Source organism: Fibrella aestuarina BUZ 2 (assembly GCF_000331105.1).
Taxonomy (GTDB): Bacteria; Bacteroidota; Bacteroidia; order Cytophagales; family Spirosomataceae; genus Fibrella; species Fibrella aestuarina.
On the sequence record NC_020054.1, the window covers coordinates 3,450,313 to 3,465,606 of the forward strand.

The 15,294-nt window shown below is 59.5% G+C and carries 11 protein-coding genes; 2 read left to right on the forward strand and 9 right to left on the reverse strand.

Annotated elements, in window-relative coordinates:
* The first annotated feature begins 33 nt into the window (after nucleotides 1-33).
* A complete protein-coding gene (locus FAES_RS14055) occupies nucleotides 34-1,434 on the forward strand; it encodes a DUF389 domain-containing protein (protein ID WP_015331891.1) in 1,401 nt (466 codons plus the stop codon).
* Between the two features lie 11 nt (nucleotides 1,435-1,445).
* Here the strand turns inward: FAES_RS14055 and FAES_RS30065 are convergent, their stop codons facing one another.
* The 3 genes from FAES_RS30065 to FAES_RS14065 form a co-directional block, all read right to left on the reverse strand.
* On the reverse strand, nucleotides 1,446-1,649 hold the full coding sequence (locus FAES_RS30065; protein WP_015331892.1) for a hypothetical protein: 204 nt from the start codon (nucleotides 1,647-1,649) through the stop codon (nucleotides 1,446-1,448).
* 86 nt (nucleotides 1,650-1,735) lie between these two features.
* Entirely contained in the window at nucleotides 1,736-3,106 is a 1,371-nt protein-coding gene (locus FAES_RS14060) for a sensor histidine kinase (RefSeq protein ID WP_015331893.1), read from the reverse strand.
* Nucleotides 3,107-3,784 carry a response regulator transcription factor gene (locus FAES_RS14065; protein WP_015331894.1) on the reverse strand — a complete coding sequence of 226 codons (678 nt, stop codon included), beginning with the start codon at nucleotides 3,782-3,784 and terminating at the stop codon, nucleotides 3,107-3,109.
* 156 nt (nucleotides 3,785-3,940) lie between these two features.
* Here FAES_RS14065 and FAES_RS14070 point away from each other — a divergent pair, with 156 nt between their 5' ends.
* Entirely contained in the window at nucleotides 3,941-4,177 is a 237-nt protein-coding gene (locus FAES_RS14070) for a hypothetical protein (protein WP_015331895.1), read from the forward strand.
* 3 nt (nucleotides 4,178-4,180) lie between these two features.
* Here FAES_RS14070 and FAES_RS14075 read toward each other — a convergent pair whose 3' ends face one another.
* The 6 genes from FAES_RS14075 to FAES_RS14100 all read right to left on the reverse strand — a co-directional run bounded on the left by FAES_RS14075 (nucleotide 4,181) and on the right by FAES_RS14100 (nucleotide 15,072).
* Complete coding sequence (locus FAES_RS14075) at nucleotides 4,181-6,388, reverse strand: bifunctional alpha,alpha-trehalose-phosphate synthase (UDP-forming)/trehalose-phosphatase (RefSeq protein ID WP_041257878.1); 2,208 nt, start codon at nucleotides 6,386-6,388, stop codon at nucleotides 4,181-4,183.
* A gap of 78 nt (nucleotides 6,389-6,466) precedes the next feature.
* A complete protein-coding gene (locus FAES_RS14080; protein ID WP_015331897.1) occupies nucleotides 6,467-7,240 on the reverse strand; it encodes an alpha-amylase family protein in 774 nt (257 codons plus the stop codon).
* Between the two features lie 145 nt (nucleotides 7,241-7,385).
* Complete coding sequence (locus FAES_RS14085) at nucleotides 7,386-8,891, reverse strand: family 43 glycosylhydrolase (protein WP_015331898.1); 1,506 nt, start codon at nucleotides 8,889-8,891, stop codon at nucleotides 7,386-7,388.
* Nucleotides 8,892-9,051: 160 nt separating this feature from the next.
* Nucleotides 9,052-10,101: a glycoside hydrolase family 43 protein gene (locus tag FAES_RS14090; RefSeq protein ID WP_041257879.1), complete on the reverse strand. Its 1,050-nt coding sequence runs from the start codon at nucleotides 10,099-10,101 to the stop codon at nucleotides 9,052-9,054.
* A 183-nt stretch (nucleotides 10,102-10,284) separates the two neighbouring features.
* On the reverse strand, nucleotides 10,285-11,808 hold the full coding sequence (locus FAES_RS14095) for a RagB/SusD family nutrient uptake outer membrane protein (RefSeq protein ID WP_041258957.1): 1,524 nt from the start codon (nucleotides 11,806-11,808) through the stop codon (nucleotides 10,285-10,287).
* Between the two features lie 33 nt (nucleotides 11,809-11,841).
* Complete coding sequence (locus FAES_RS14100; protein WP_015331901.1) at nucleotides 11,842-15,072, reverse strand: SusC/RagA family TonB-linked outer membrane protein; 3,231 nt, start codon at nucleotides 15,070-15,072, stop codon at nucleotides 11,842-11,844.
* Between the last annotated feature and the right edge of the window lie 222 nt (nucleotides 15,073-15,294).

Sequence of the window (15,294 nt, forward strand, 5' to 3'; positions counted from 1 at the left end):
GAACCCGCCACTACCGCCTTTGTTACCAGCCATATGCTACTAGAAGACCCTAACCGCTCCCATGTGCCTGCCAAACGGAATGCTGTGCTTACCCGAATTGGTAAGTGGCTGCAAGATCGATTCAGTCTCGAAGAAGATAAGGAAGACGAAGTTGCCGTCATTGAGTCGATCAGCCGGGGCATCGAATTTCGGGGCATCAATCTCTGGACGCTGATCTTCGCCATCTTCATCGCCTCGATTGGTCTGAACGTCAACTCGACGGCAATCATCACGGGGGCCATGCTGATCTCGCCCCTGATGGGACCGATCATGGGTATCGGCCTGGGTATCGGCATTAATGACCTGGCAATGGTACAGCGGGCGCTCAAGAACATAGCGATTGCCGCGGTGATTAGTTTATTGACCTCGACCGTGTACTTCCTGGTCAGCCCGCTGCACTCGGCGCAGTCTGAGCTACTGGCCCGTACGTCGCCAACGGTTTGGGATGCCTTCATTGCGTTTTTTGGGGGGCTGGCGGGTATCGTGGCGGGGTCGCGCCGCGAAAAAGTGACCAACGTGATACCGGGCGTGGCCATTGCCACCGCGTTGATGCCTCCGCTCTGCACGGCTGGTTATGGGCTGGCCACGCTGAATGTGTATTATTTCGCCAGTGCCTTTTACCTTTTCCTGATCAACGGCATCTGCATCAGCCTGGCTACCTTCCTGATCGTGCGCTTCCTGGGCTATCAGCCCAAACTGTACCCTTCCCTCGACGTAGCCCGACGGGTACGTACCACCATCTGGGTGGCCGTGTGCATCGTGCTCATTCCCAGCACGTACCTGGGGTATCAGATCGTGCGCAGGACCATTTTCGAACAGGCCGCCAAACGGTTTGTGGCTACGGAATGTGACTTCGCGTACCGGCAGGTCATCACCTACACGGCCCATTACAGCCGCGAGCAGCCCCGCCTCGAACTGACGCTGGTGGGTGAACCGCTGCCCCCCGATTCGGTCAATATGCTGCGGGCCAAGATGCCGCCCTACGGCCTCAACAACACGCGGCTGGTTATCAAACAGGGGAGCTTCAAAGATGCGGAGATCGATGTGGATGCGCTCAAGAATACCATTACCGATCAGGTGATCAAATACAGTCAGTCGTCGATCGCCCGTAAAGACCAGACCATCGACTCGCTGCGCCGCTACATCGAACTGACGCAGACTTCGCGCCTGCCCGTCACGGACCTGCGCGATGAACTGAAGACGCTCATGCCCGATGTGCAGACGTTCACGGCGGCCAACTCGCTGGTTATGAACAGTGGAAAGGCCAGGCCCGATACGGTAATGCTGGTGTACGCCCGATTCGCCCGGCGCCACACAGTGGCCGAACGGAACCGGCTGAAAAAATGGCTACAGACCCGGACGAAAAGCCGGAAGATCAAGCTGATCGTGGAGTAAACGTAGCGACCTCAGAGCGGTATGAATACCAGCCCGGCCACCAGCAGCGTGATCATAAATAACACGCCCACCATGATGAGCAGCCAATCGGGTCGGCGCGGCGGCTTGTCGTCGGGGCGCTGCTCGTGGAGTGGGCGCACGGGCGCGCTGGCAAACATCGCTGAGGGTTGTGGCGAATAGGCGAAATGGGTGTCGGAGTTAGTTAATAAGCGCATCGGCTAGCGGAAATGTGTTACGCAAAACTGATTCGCGTTGATTAACCAGTGCTGATAAACCCCTTAGAATTTGCTTAGAAATGAATTTACAACCGGGGTAGCTCGATAGTGAAAACCGTTGGCGAACCCGCCTCCGACTGCACGCTGAGCTGCCCCCGGTGCAGACGCACGATCTGCTCGACAAGGGACAGCCCCACGCCGTAGCCACGTACCTGATCGGCGGTTTGGCGGCTGCGGTAGAAGGGCTCGAACAGGTAGGGCTGCTCCTCCGCCGGGATAGGCGGCCCCTCGTTGGCAACCGTCAGCCGCACGGCCCGGCCCGTTAGCTGAACGGCCACCTGCGCCTGCCCGTCCGGGGCGAATTTGCAGGCATTTTCGGTGAGGTTTTTCAGAGCTGTTGCCAGCAGCGTGCGGTTGCCCGGTATCGCCAGTTGATCGGGGTCGTCGGGCAACGTACCCAGCGTCACCGTAACCCGGAAGCGCGGGTTGAGCGCGCTCACCGTATCGCGGATATCCCAGGCCAGTTCGTCGACCCGAACCAGATCCGTCAGCATCCCCACGGCGGCGTCCTGTTGCACCTGCGACAGTTGCAGCAGCTCGTGCGTCAGCGTGGCCAGCTCGCTCACGTCGTCGAGCACCGAACGAATGGTTGCCTGATAGGCGGCGGGCTCGCGGGGTTTGAGCAGGCTTACCTCCAGTTGTGAACTGATCTGCGTGAGGGGGTTCTTCAACTCATGCGACACGTTGGCCACAAACAGCCGCTGCAGCCGGAACGACTCACCCACCCGGTCGAGCAGCCGGTTGATGGTGCCCGACAGGCGACTAATTTCGTCGGCGTCGGGCCTGACCGGCAGGCGTTCGTCGCGGTTGTTTGGGAAAATATGGCTCAGCGTGTTGTCGATCTGTTGCACGGGACGCATCGCATCGCCCGCGAAAATCCAGCCCGCCAGCGTGGTGATGCCGATGATAAGCCCCAACAGTCCGGTCAGGGCCCAGCGCAGCCGATACAGAAAATCGTCGCCATAGACGTTCTGGGCGCTCGCTACCACCACAAAGGCACCGTCGGCCGTGAGGTAGCGGCTCCCCGAGAGGTAGTAACCATCCTGCCGAAAATCTTTCTGCCGAACCCGCCGGATGTCGTCCAGCGTGCGTTTCGGGATGGTAAGCGACAGGGATTCGTTGGTGGAGAAGATGAGCGTATCCCGCCCGTTGTAGATCAGCACCTTCTGGTTGGGCAACTGATCCCGACGGATGCGGTTGAGCTGCCGGATCAGGTCGGCGTCGAGGCGGTGGCGGATGAGCATATCGCCCATCGTGTTGGCTTTCCGGTCGAGCCGCCGGTAAAAATCCGACGAGATAAAATACCAGCAAAACGCATAAATGCTGACGAACGTGAGCAGCAGGATGCTGGTTACCAGCCCCGTAAACCGAACGATCAGCCGACTCCGAATGGTCATCTATTCTTCCTTAAACACGTAGCCCATGCCAAACTGCGTATGAATCAGCTTCGTCGGGAAGTTACGGTCGAGTTTCTTCCGTAAATAGTTGATATACACCTCCACCACGTTGGTGCCCGTGTCGAAGTTCAGGTCCCAGACGTGCTCGGCAATGGTCGGTTTCGAAACAACCCGCCCCTGGTTCCGCATCAGAAACTCCAGCAGCGTAAACTCCCTGGCTGTCAGCTCGATAGGTTGCCCTTCGCGCATCACCGTTTTGGCGTCCAGATTCAGCTCGACCCCGCCGTAGCGCAGGGTTTGGGCCGTCATGGCCACCTGCGTGCCGCGTTTGGTGAGCGAACGTACCCGCGCCAGCAACTCGGTAAACTGAAACGGCTTGGTCAGGTACTGATCGGCCCCCGAGTCGAAGCCCATCACTTTGTCGTCGGTTTCGCCCAGCGCCGTCAGCATCAGCACGGGCGTGGCCAGGCCTTCGGCCCGCAGTTGCTTCACCAGTTCAAAGCCGTTCATGCCCGGCAGCACCACGTCGGTGATAATAAGCGCGTAATTGGTTTTGAGCGCCAGCCGCCGCGCAATGAGACCGTCATAGGCCACGTCGACCTCAAACTGACTTTCTTCCAGCCCCTGCCGGATCGCCTGCACGGTTTTGGGTTCGTCTTCAACAAGCAGCAGTTTCATAAGCACCAAGTCGTTTCTGTCTATAACAAAGGCCGGGCACACTCGTCCCGGTTCGTAGGCTCTAATTAAATTCTAAGCTTTCCTTAAGCCACCTCTTAATGGGGCGGGCCTCTTTTGGGGATAACCGTTGCTACGGCAACCTAAACGCCACCCATTATGCTGACGACCATTTTGATTAGCGCGGGCATCGGCCTGATCGCCTTGCTGAGTTACCTCACCAGTGCGAAGTTTGGCTGCCACTCATCGCAGACCGGCCCACTGCCTCCGCATTACGAGCAACTGCTCCGCCATCGCCGGCAGCCGCTCCAGCCCAGTCGTGATGACGATACGGCGGCCTACCCCGCCGAAACGGAGCAGGCCGTCTCCGACCGCCCGGCCAACGTACCCCGGTAGCGGCTACAGCACCGGGGTGAGCACCTCGCTCATCTGCCGGAGCAGCGTTTCGACGTCGGGTTGCCGGGCCAGCCGGTAGCGGGCAAACGACGGCCCCGGCCCCACTTTCAGCGTGTAAGCCCAGTTGGGCAACTGCCGGAACATATCTTCGTCGGTGGTGTCGTCGCCGATGCTCATGATGAAGTCGTAGGGCTTCTGTTCGGTCAGGGCGAGGGCCACCGTGCCTTTGCTGTGCTGCGCCGGTTTCACCTCCACCACCTTACTGCCCTGAATGACGCTGAGCGGCACCACCGCCGCCGACCCGCGCAGGGTGGTGGCCAGATCAACCGCCCGGGCTTCCACGTCGTCGGCGTCGACCATGCGGTAGTGCCAGGCAATGGCCGTTTCTTTCTCTTCCACAAACGAGCCGGGAAACTGCCGCACGTACTGTTGGAGGGTGTCGCGGATGGGCGCCAGCCAGTCGGGCGTCGAGAGGTCGAGGGTCTCCCACGATTGCTCCGGCTTTTTTAGAAAAGCGCCGTGCTCGGCTACCAGATAGACCCGCAGCCCGGCAAAGGTTTTTTCCAGAAAGGCCCGGTTTCGCCCGCTGATAACCACCAGGTCGCTGTGTTGGGCCAGCTCGTTGAGCGTCAGGCGCAGCGTGGCCGACGGGCGGGCATCGGCCGGATTATTCACGATGGGGGCCAGGGTGCCGTCGAAATCAACCAGCAGTAGCCGACAACTAGCCTGCCCGAACGCCTGACTGAAGGTGTCGAGTGGCAGGTTGGTTTCCAGCGCGGGGCGGGGCGCCTGACTATCGGCAATGGCCGCCAGGAAATCGTGACTCCACCGGAATACGTTGTGGTTTTGCAGGTGGTGCCGCATCTGGTTCATGCGCAACGCCTGCTCGGGTTCGGGCATGGTGAGGCCCTGCTGAATGGCGTCGGCCACCTCCTGTGTATCGGTTGGGTTGATGATGATGGCATCGGTCAGCTCCTGCGCGGCACCCGCCAACTCACTCAACACGAGCGCGCCCCGCTGATCGTATCGACTCGCCACAAACTCTTTGCAGACCAGGTTCATGCCGTCGCGGATGGGCGTAATCAGGGCTACGTCGCAGGCGGTGTAGAGCGCGAGCAGTTCGGTGAAGGTAAGCGAAGCGTAGGTATACACGATGGGCCGCCAGCCGATGCCGCCAAACCGACCGTTGATCCGCCCCACCGTCTCTTCAATTTCCCGTTTCAGCTCCTGATACTGCCCGATCTGGTCGCGCGAGGGCACCACCGTCATCACGAACGTAACCTTGTTGTGCCAGTCGGGGTATTGGGTCAGAAACCGCTCGTAGCCCTGAAGGCGGTAGGTGATGCCTTTGGTGTAATCGAGCCGGTCGACCGAAAAAATAAGCCGGTTGTGGCCCAGTAGCCGTTGGTACCGCTGCCGGATGCTGGTGACGGTGTCGGTCTGGGCGCTGCCATCGAACTTGGTAAAATCGACGCTGATCGGGAAGTCGCGCACCAGTACCGACCGGTCGGGCAGCACCACGCGCTGCTCCAGTATGGGCAGGTTGAGCACTTCGGCCACGCTGTGCAGAAAATGCTGCCCGTAGTCGGGCGTATGAAAGCCCACCACGTCGGCCCCAAGCGCCCCCTGAATCAGCTGTTGACGCCACAGACGGGGCAACAGTTTCACGATCTCGTAGGTCGGGAAAGGGATATGGAAAAAATAGCCGATGGTGGCGTCGGGTAGCGCTTGCCGCACCAGCTCAGGCAGCAGCATAAGCTGAAAATCGTGAATCCAGATCAGATCGCCCGGCTGGGCGAGGTTCGTCAGCACATCGCGGAAATGGCCGTTGGCTTGCTGGTAATGGGCAAAATCGGCTTCCTGAAAGGAGGCGTACGACGGAAAATAATGGAACAGCGGCCAGAGCAGGTTGTTGCTGAAGCCTTCGTAAAACCCCTGATTAACGGCCTCGTCCAGAAACACCGGGTGGGCCACAAACGCTTCGTTCTCCAGCACGGCGGGGTCTACCTCGCGTAGCACCGATTCGCCATGCCCGACCCAGTGAATTTTGGTCGGTTGCCCGTCGGTCTGACCCAGCCGTTCGGCCATCGACAGCACCGCCGATACCAGCCCGCCCGAATTCTGATGCAGCACGGGCCCGTCGGACGTCTGATGGACTGTAAACGGCAGCCGATACGAAACGATAATCAGTCGGTTAAACGCTTGTGGCATGGTATGGTTAGTTTGTTGATACGAATAAGACATACCAACAAAGACGCCCCAGCGCGTTAAACAGACCTTAATTAAACCTTAGAAAGTGCTTAGAGCGGGTTTTTTACGGCCGAAGAAGGTACGTAGCAGACGAGCAAACCGGCTGTCGTACAGGTAGTCGCGGCGGTAAATCCGTTTCGCCGACAACCGGGAAGTGTGGTGCGTCGGGGCCGGGTTTTCCTGAACGGATTGGGGCTGATCGGCCGGGCAAAGGAACCGTTGCGTAGAACTGGCGCCGCTCTGCCGGGGTTGTTCGCGCACCGTCACGGGCGAGGCTTCACAGTCGACCAGCAGGTAATACTGCCGACCCGTTTGGGTGGTCAGTTGGTTCAGGGCGCGGCGCATGGACCGCAGCGTCTGATCGGGATTAGGCAGGCATTCGCTGTCGGCCAGTCGCAGGGCATCGACGTGAAAATCGCCGAACCACATCAGGGCATTGGCAATGATGCGCGCTTGCGAATCGGGGGTTTGCTGCCATGGACTGTAGTCGACATCGAGACAAACGGCAATGCCCTCATAGTGGCAGATGTCGATAAAATGGCGGAGTTGCTGCGCCAGTTTGTCGGTTGGCTCCAGGGCCTTGCCGGCGGGTGCCCCCAGGCGGCTAACGGCGATAATCACCGTGTTGATGCCTTCCTTTTTAAGGCAAACCACCTGCTGCGCGGCGGCATCCAACGTACCTGACTGGGTGAATGTAGGGAGATCCAGTTCGGCAATTCGGTATTCATCGAAAGGCGGATTCACCCACCCCGTATCTTCCCAGTAAAATGAGATGTCGGTGGCAGGCGAATGCAGTTGCGTTGAGCTAGGCATAACGAAGAGTCGGGCGGTCCGTCGGTACGCACTGGGTTCTGCCTGGGGGCGAACGCGGTGCGCATCGGAGGGGGTAACCCGGATGGTTGACTTGTAAATAACTCGCTGTAGTTTAGAAACAGCTTAATCAAACCTTAGAAATTGCTTAGAACGGGGTCGCCTGAAGGACGAAATCTGAAAAAACGGCTTGCTGATCCGGGTTGCCAACCGCCGTGAGCCCCACCCGAACGGCCCGATCCCAGGGGGGCAGGTACGTGCCGTCGACGGGCTGCGTGGCCAGTGGTTGGTAGGTTTTGCCGTTGGTGGCGTAGGCAAACGAAAACAGGTGACCCTGCTGCGCGGTAAGGCGCAGGGTGAGCGATTTAGACCGGGGAATCGGCTGGGTGGTCAGGATGGTCTTCTGTCCTCGTTCCAGCTTCCAGAGCTGAACGGCGCGGTCGGTTACTGATACGCCCAGTGCGTTGTCGTCATCGCCAATGGCCGCCAGTCCGGCCTGTCCGGTGGAGCGTTTGCGGTTGATGGTCGTCGTGACCGTGTAGTTGCCCGTTAGTGTCCGTTGGGCCACCGAACTGCCGCCTTTGGCGGGTTGGGCCGTCAGGTGAAGAGCCCCGCTGCGGAGCCGATAAACCGGCTGCTTAAACACCGACCATTGCCAGCCATCGGAGAGGGTCTTGCCCTTGAACGAGTCGGTGAGTGTGGTGGGGGCGGGTTTCACGTTACCCAACAAAGTGGTTTCGGGCAGGAAACGTACCCAGCCGTCGGCCGTGAAGGTAAACTCTTTCAGCAGCGCCTGCCGACCCGTGTAGACGTTGGTTTGCTTATCATAGGCGTGGTACAGAAAGTAGAATTTGCCAGCTTTCTCAATGGTCGTACCGTGGCCTGGGCAACGCCAGGCACCCTCATCGGCCAGGATCGGGTTCTGGGCGTATTTCTCCCAGGGGCCAAGCAAACTCTTAGCCCGTGCCACGCCGGTCGCGTAAGTGCAACCCGTGCCGCAGCAGCCCGCTCCGGCGTAGATGGCGTAGAAATAATCGCCGTGCCGCAGCATCGAGACGCCCTCCACGAGGTTGCCTTCCCAGGGGGCGGTGTTGCGGAAAAGCTCCTGTTTTTCGCCGGTAAGGGCGGTGCGCTCCTCGTTCATGGGTTGCGCCCAAATCGGCGTTGGCTGCCGGATGCTGTTGCCGTCTTCCTTCCAGATCAGGTAAAGCTTACCCGACTCGTCGCGCATGGGAAAGCCGTCGATGGAGCCGTAGGGCTGGCCCACCAGCGGGCCATGGTCGCGGTAGGGGCCTTCGGGCCGGTCGGCGCTGGCGACGGCCACGCACAGGTTGCCGCCCTTCTTGTGGGCCGTGTAGTAGACGTAAATTTTGCCCCTTTCCTGCGTGAGTTCGGGTGCCCAGAAGTAGTAATCGGCCCAATCGGGCAGTTTCGTGAAGATGTTGCCGACGGTTTGCCAGTTGACCAGGTCGTTCGATTTGAGTAGGGGATAAGCCGGGAACCAGTTCGACGACGTGGCCGACGCCCAATACGTGTTGCCGACTTTGGTAACCGACGGGTCGGGGTAGTCGCCGGGGATAACCGCTGGTTGGGCCCAGGCCGTTGCGGCGAGGGCGGTGGTGAGGCAGGTTAAGAGGAACTGGGTACGTTTCATGCGACTGGTGTAACGTTGATCGGTTGGTGGCTGGGGTTGGTTTTGTCATGCTGACGAAGGAGGAATCTTAAAGTAGCCCAACGCTTAACTAAGAAAGCGTCACGATTCCGCCTTCGTCGGCATGACAAAACCGTCGGGGACATTCAGTTACCTCACAAAACTACTCGCCGGAGGGGCGTTTGAGGTAATCGTTCAGGTTGACGGGTGTACCGAAATTGGGCGTGCCGTCGGTTTTCCAGGTGAAGGGCTGGATGCGGGCCGAGCGGAAATCGCCGCAACCCTGACCGGGCGCGGCGTTGGCATGATACAGCAGCCAGTTCTCTCTCCCATCGCGTGAGGTAAAGAAACTGTTGTGGCCGACGCCGTAGGTGGTGCCGCTGGCGTAAGGGCCGAAGACCGGGCTCTGCGCTTTGGTCCAGACGGATGCGGTGGTCAGACTCGCCGTCGTATCGGCCGCAAGCTGACCCAGCGCGTATTGATCCGTGCCGCAGAAACTGGCCGAGTAAATGACGAACACCTTGTTGGCATGCACCAGAAACTGCGGCCCTTCATTGACGCCGAACCCCTGCCGCTCCCAAGCTAGCTCGGGCGACGAAATCCGGGTACGTCCCCCTTCGGCTGTGTACGGGTTGGTCAGTTTGCAGAGGTACAGTTGCTGGGAGCCGCCCAAGTCATTCTCCCAGCCCGACCAGGCGCAGAATAACTGATTGTTAAGCTGAATCACCGTGGCGTCGATGGCCCAGCGGTTCTCGGGCAGGTTCAGTTGTCCCCGGTCGGTCCAGGTGCCGGTGGTGGGGTCGGCCGCCGCATTTTCCAGCACAAACATCCGGTGCGTGGCGTCGACGCCGTTGTTGTCGGCGGCGTAGTAGATGTACCACTTGCCGTTGAGGTGATGCAGCTCGGGTGCCCAGATGTCGCGCGAGTTGGGGCCGGTGGCGGGCGGCGTCCAGACGGTAACGGGCCGGGCAGCGCCGAGCCGGCTCATGCTGGCGGTTTTGTAGATGCGCAGGTTGTTGCCCGTGGTGTGCATGACGTAGTAAAAACCGTCGCGGTAGGTCACCCAGGGGTCAGGGGCGGGCGAGATGAGGGGGTTTCTGAATTTGCCCACTGTATCGACCGGCGCAACCGGCGTGGTCGTACCCGATCCGTTGTCGCCCGACTTACAGGCAAGGAAATAAAGCGGAAGGAGCAGAAAAAGGTATTTCGTCATCGTTGAGAAGTTGTTAACACAGCGGCTTTTTGTCATCCCGACGTCAGGAGGGATCTCAGCGTGTCATAACTCCCAAGATGGGACACGCTGAGATCCCTCCTGACGTCGGGATGACAAAAAAGCTTTTACCAAAGAACGCACTATTGACTGCCCCCTGTGTCTATGTATTAAAAACCAGTTGCGTTAATAATTCGGGTTCTGGGTCAGGTTCGGGTTCAGGTCGCGGTCGAGCTGGGGAATGGGCAGCAGCTCGCTTTTGCCCTTCACAAAGGTCGAGAAGGCCGGGTCGCGGCTTGCCAGCTGCGGGCCGAGATCGCCCCAACGGACCAGGTCGTTCCAGCGGTGCCCTTCGCCCGATAGCTCCGTCACGCGCTCATGCTTGAGCTGCGCCAGAAACTGCGCCTGCGACAGGCCAGGCCGGGCGGCGGTGAGCGTAGGCAGTCCCGCCCGCCGACGTACCTGATCGACATAGGCGTAGGCCTGCGTTGTTTTGCCGGTGGCGTTGAGGGCTTCGGCATACAGCAGCAGCACGTCGGCGTAGCGAATGTACCGCCAGTTGTTGGGCGAGCGGTAGCCTTCCTCGTTCTTCCAGTGGTCGTTCTGGAACTTCCGGAACCACACCCGCTTATTGGTGGTGCCGTACCGTTGCAGGAAGGTCTGCCCGTAGATTTGGGTGAAAGCCGGGCCGCGCACGTCGGTCGAGTCGAAGAGGAACGAGGCCTCCAGGCGAGGGTCGCGGGCGTTGGTGGTAGTGCGTTCGTTGAACTCATAAATCGGCCAGCGATTGGCTTCGCCATCTGACCAGCCAATGCCGCTGGGACCAAAAAACTGCGCGATCGAGGTGCCGTAGTTCTGGTTGGGCGTCTGGCTGTCATCATCCGTAAACTCGGCGGGGTTTTCTTGGAACTGCCATTCAAACACCGACTCCCGGTTGTTTTCGCTCGTGATCAGAAAGTTGTCGCGGTAATTGGGCATCAGCGAGTAGATGCCTTTGCCTTCGCCATCGGCCAGCCATTGCAGGGGCGTGAGCGCTTCGGTGTATTTCTGCTGCTGCATCTGCGCCTTAGCCAGCAAGGCATAGGCCGCGCCTTTGGTGGCCCGCCCCAGATTGCCGCCGCTGTAGGTTGTGGGCAGGACCGCCGCCGCCTCAGTCAGGTCTTTTTCGATCTGCGCCCACACCTGTGCGATCGTTGCCGAAGCGGGCCGGTCACCCACCACCGACGTCTGCAACGTCAGGGGTACGTTGCCAAACAGCGTGACGAGGTGGTAATAAAACAACCCCCGCATAAACTTCGCTTCGCCGATGTAGCGGTTCTTCAGCGTCTCGTCCATCGCGATGTTGGGTACGTTCTGAATCACCTGATTGGCCCGGTTGACGCCGATGTAATTGTCGTTCCAGATGGCGTAGGCGTTCCCGTAGTTGTAATCAGTGACCAGAAACTGATCCATGTTGTTGACGATGTCGGTAGCCGGGCTTTGGCTCCGCCCTTCGTCGGACCGGATGATGTAGTAGAACGGCAGCCAGCGCGAAATACCGCCCCGGTGCAGGGTGCTGTAGACGGCATTGACGCCCGCCAGCGCATCGGCGTCGGTTTTCCAGAACGACTCCGCCGTTAGCTGGTTGGGGTTGACAATATCCAGACTCCGGTTGCAGCCCGTCAGCAGGGCAACGGCCGATAGACCCAGACAAATGAGTATCTTTTTCATGGTAAAATTCATGATTGACGTGAGTAGGGTTGGTTAAAAATCGCCGGTGATGCCGACGGAGATGACGCGGGGCGAGGGCCAGTGCCCGTTATCGACGCCGCGTTCCTGAATGTTGGCCCCCGTTATGTCTGGGTCCAGGCCTGAGTAGCCCGTGACCGTGAACAGGTTCTGCCCGCTGACAAACACCCGCGCGCCCCGCACCTTCACCCGGCTCAGGAACGCCGCGGGGAGGGTGTAGCCGATCTCGACGTTCCGCAGCCGGACATACGACGCATCTTCAAGCCAGCGGTCTGTGTACGGGAAGTTGTTCGAAACGATACCCTGATCGCCGGTTTCCAGGCCAAGACGGGGGTCGTTGCCGCCAGTATTGGTCGGTGACCACGGGTTCACGTCGGCGCGGAAGTTAGTGTTCTGGTAGCTGTCGAGGCCGCGGCGCACGTCGTTGTAGACCGTGTAGCCGAAGATACCCAGGAATTGCAGGTTCAGGCTAAAACCCTTGTAGCTGCCGTTGAACTGAGCACCCGCCTGTAGTTTCGGCCAGGGCGAGCCCACAAACTGCCGGTCGTCGTTTTGCGTAATCTGCCCGTCGCCCTGATCGGGAATGCCATCGTTGTTGGTGTCGACCGTCAACTGATCGACGTACCGGATGTCGCCGGGTTTGGCGTTGGGTTGAATCAGTTGGCCGTTTGGCCCGCGGTAGTTGTTGATCTCTTCCTGCGTCTGGAAGATACCGTTCGTCTTCAGCACATACCACCGGCCAATAGGGCTACCCACCTGCGATCGGGTGTTGCCGCTCTGGATGTAATCAATATTCTGGCCCTGATTGCCGACGTTCTCGACCCGGTTTTTGATCGTTGTGAAGTTGCCCGACACATCCCATTTGAAATCCTGCTGGTTGCTGCTGCGATAGGTGGCCGAAAACTCGATGCCCTGGTTGCGGATCGACGCCGTATTGACGTAGGGGTTACCCTGCAAATTACCCAGATAACCCGGCACCGGCAGGTTCAGCAATGCGTCCGTCGACAGCGAGTTGTAATAGTTGATCTCGGCCGTGATGCGGTTGTTCAGGAACGACGCCGTCACGCCGTAGTTCTGCGACAGCCGTTGTTCCCAGCGCAGATCGGGGTTGGCCAGCTGTGCCTGATAGGCCCCCACGTTGGCGGTTTGGTCGACCCCAAAAATGGCGCGGGGGTTGTTGTTGATGAAAGCCGTGTAGGGAAACGAGCCGAGGGTCGGTACCACGATGCCCAGTTTGCCATACGACGCACTCACTTTCAGGTCGGAAAGCCAGTCGACTTTGAAAAAATCTTCCTGACTGATGCGCCATGCGGCGGCTACCGAGGGGAAAAAGCCCGTGCGGTAGTTGGCACCGAAGCGGGAATCCTGATCGATCCGGCCCGTCAGCGTGAGCAGGTATTTGTCGTTGTAGGCGTAATTGACCCGGCCCAGATACCCCAGAATTTTGTAATACGTAGGCGTGCCACCGGCCGAGTTGGAAATGCCCGATGCGGCGTCGATCGTCGGGAAATAGGTGCCGCCCGAGGTGGCCAGGTTCGTGCGTGACCCGGCGGTGTTGTCGCGCCGGGCGGTTTGCTGGCTGATGCCCACCACGCCGTTGATGCTGTGCTTGCCAAACGCCCGGTTGAAGTTCAGGGTGTGTTCAAACAGCAGGCTGTAATACCGCGACCGGTCTTCACCCACTGAACTCGGTACCGGGGCGGCATTGTATTGATACACCCCAATCTGGCGCAGGTTCTGGGTGTAGTCGAAGCTCACTTCCAGCCCCGCGTTGAAGCGGTAGCTCAACCAGTCGGCGAACTTGAAATCCAGGTACGCGTTCCCGACGGCCTTGGCGAAATTGCTCCGGTTGCTGGCCAGGTTACGGGCGGCGACGGGGTTAAAGGCGTAGGTCACGGCGTCTGGGTACGTGCCGATGCCGTAGCCCTGCGGGTTGGTGGCGTTCACGTAGCGCGGGTCCTGCACCGGAATCACCGGCAGAAAACCGGCCATGTCGTAGATGGGGTTGCCCGCGGGGAAGTTCTGAATGTTGGAGTTGGTCAGCACCAGGTTTTCGCCCACGGTAAAGCGGCCCAGTTCGTTGCGCGTGTTGATGCGCAGGCTGGCCCGGTCGAAATCGCTGCCGATCACGTACCCGGCATTCTTGAAATAGCTGCCCGAAATCAGGTACGTTCCCGTTTTGGTCCCACCCGACAGGCTGAGGTTGTAGTCCTGCAAACTGCCCGTGCGGAGTACCTGATCCTGCCAGTCCGTGTTGATGGCCGGATTGAACGTCCCTTCGGCCACGCTGGCGGGCGGTGTCTGGCCCGAGTTCTGGTACTGCTGCCGTTGCAGGGCGGCAAACCCGGCGGCATCGGTCACGTTCCAACGCTTGTATATGTCCTGCACGCCGTATTTGGCCGAAAACGACACCCGGGGTGCGCCCTCGCGACCTTGTTTCGTGGTGATGATAATCACGCCGTTGGCCGCTCGTGAACCGTAGATGGCCGCGGCCGAAGCGTCTTTCAACACCTGAATCGACTCGATGTCGTCGTTGTTGATGGTCGGGTTGGCGTCGGCGATCATGCCATCGATGACGTAGAGTGGGTCGGTATTCAGAAAGCTGGCTACCCCCCGAATCTGGATCGACGCCTGCTGACCCGGAACCCCCGTGTTGCGCACGGTCACGCCCGGCGAGAGGCCCTGAATGGATTCGGCGAGCGAGTTGGCCGTTACCTTGTTCGACTGCGCCGGGTTGATGACGTCGTTGGCCCCTGTCACGTCGCGTTTCCGGATTGTCTGGTAACCGATCACCACCACCTCGTTCAGCGTCCGGTTGTCGGGCACGAGTTTGATGCTGAGCGTCGTCTGGTTGGTAATGGCGACGTCTTGGGTCACGTACCCCACGCTGGATACGGTGAGCGTCGTCGCTTCGTCGGCCACGTTCAGCACAAAATTACCGTTGGCGTCGGTCGACGTACCGTTCTGAGTACCCTTCTCGATCACCGACACGCCGGGTAACCCCGCGTTGTTTTCGTCGAGCACCTGACCCGTAATGCGCCTGGCAACGGTTTGGTTGAGCGGCTGGGTCCGTCCGTCCGGGGTACGTGTATACGGGGTACGTTGCGGCCCCGGTAGGGTAGCGGCGGGGTGGTTACCGTCGCTGGGGGGTATGGCATGCAGGAAGGCAACCGTTGTCGGCTGGGCTACGCCATATAGGCTCAACCCCATCAGCACGACGGATAAAGGTACATACCGGTTTTTCATAAAAATGAGTAATTTAATTGATAGAATAAGTAGATTTTACTGGCAAAAAGATAGGTGTGCAGTGGACGACCGGAACGTATTCCAGCACTAAGGGCGCGACCGATAAAGGGGCTTTCGATGATAGACAGGTAACCGTGGCCTGTCGAAAAAAGACGCTGGGTTGTTCATACCGGCTGGCGTGTAAAAGGTATAAGCTGGCGGACTCGTACCCGATCACCTGCG

Coding starts and splice junctions, on each gene's coding strand:
- FAES_RS14055 (WP_015331891.1), top strand. CDS start 34: ATGCTACTAGAAGACCCTAACCGCTCCCATGTGCCTGCCAAACGGAAT.
- FAES_RS30065 (WP_015331892.1), bottom strand. CDS start 1,649: ATGCGCTTATTAACTAACTCCGACACCCATTTCGCCTATTCGCCACAA.
- FAES_RS14060 (WP_015331893.1), bottom strand. CDS start 3,106: ATGACCATTCGGAGTCGGCTGATCGTTCGGTTTACGGGGCTGGTAACC.
- FAES_RS14065 (WP_015331894.1), bottom strand. CDS start 3,784: ATGAAACTGCTGCTTGTTGAAGACGAACCCAAAACCGTGCAGGCGATC.
- FAES_RS14070 (WP_015331895.1), top strand. CDS start 3,941: ATGCTGACGACCATTTTGATTAGCGCGGGCATCGGCCTGATCGCCTTG.
- FAES_RS14075 (WP_041257878.1), bottom strand. CDS start 6,388: ATGCCACAAGCGTTTAACCGACTGATTATCGTTTCGTATCGGCTGCCG.
- FAES_RS14080 (WP_015331897.1), bottom strand. CDS start 7,240: ATGCCTAGCTCAACGCAACTGCATTCGCCTGCCACCGACATCTCATTT.
- FAES_RS14085 (WP_015331898.1), bottom strand. CDS start 8,891: ATGAAACGTACCCAGTTCCTCTTAACCTGCCTCACCACCGCCCTCGCC.
- FAES_RS14090 (WP_041257879.1), bottom strand. CDS start 10,101: ATGACGAAATACCTTTTTCTGCTCCTTCCGCTTTATTTCCTTGCCTGT.
- FAES_RS14095 (WP_041258957.1), bottom strand. CDS start 11,808: ATGAAAAAGATACTCATTTGTCTGGGTCTATCGGCCGTTGCCCTGCTG.
- FAES_RS14100 (WP_015331901.1), bottom strand. CDS start 15,072: ATGAAAAACCGGTATGTACCTTTATCCGTCGTGCTGATGGGGTTGAGC.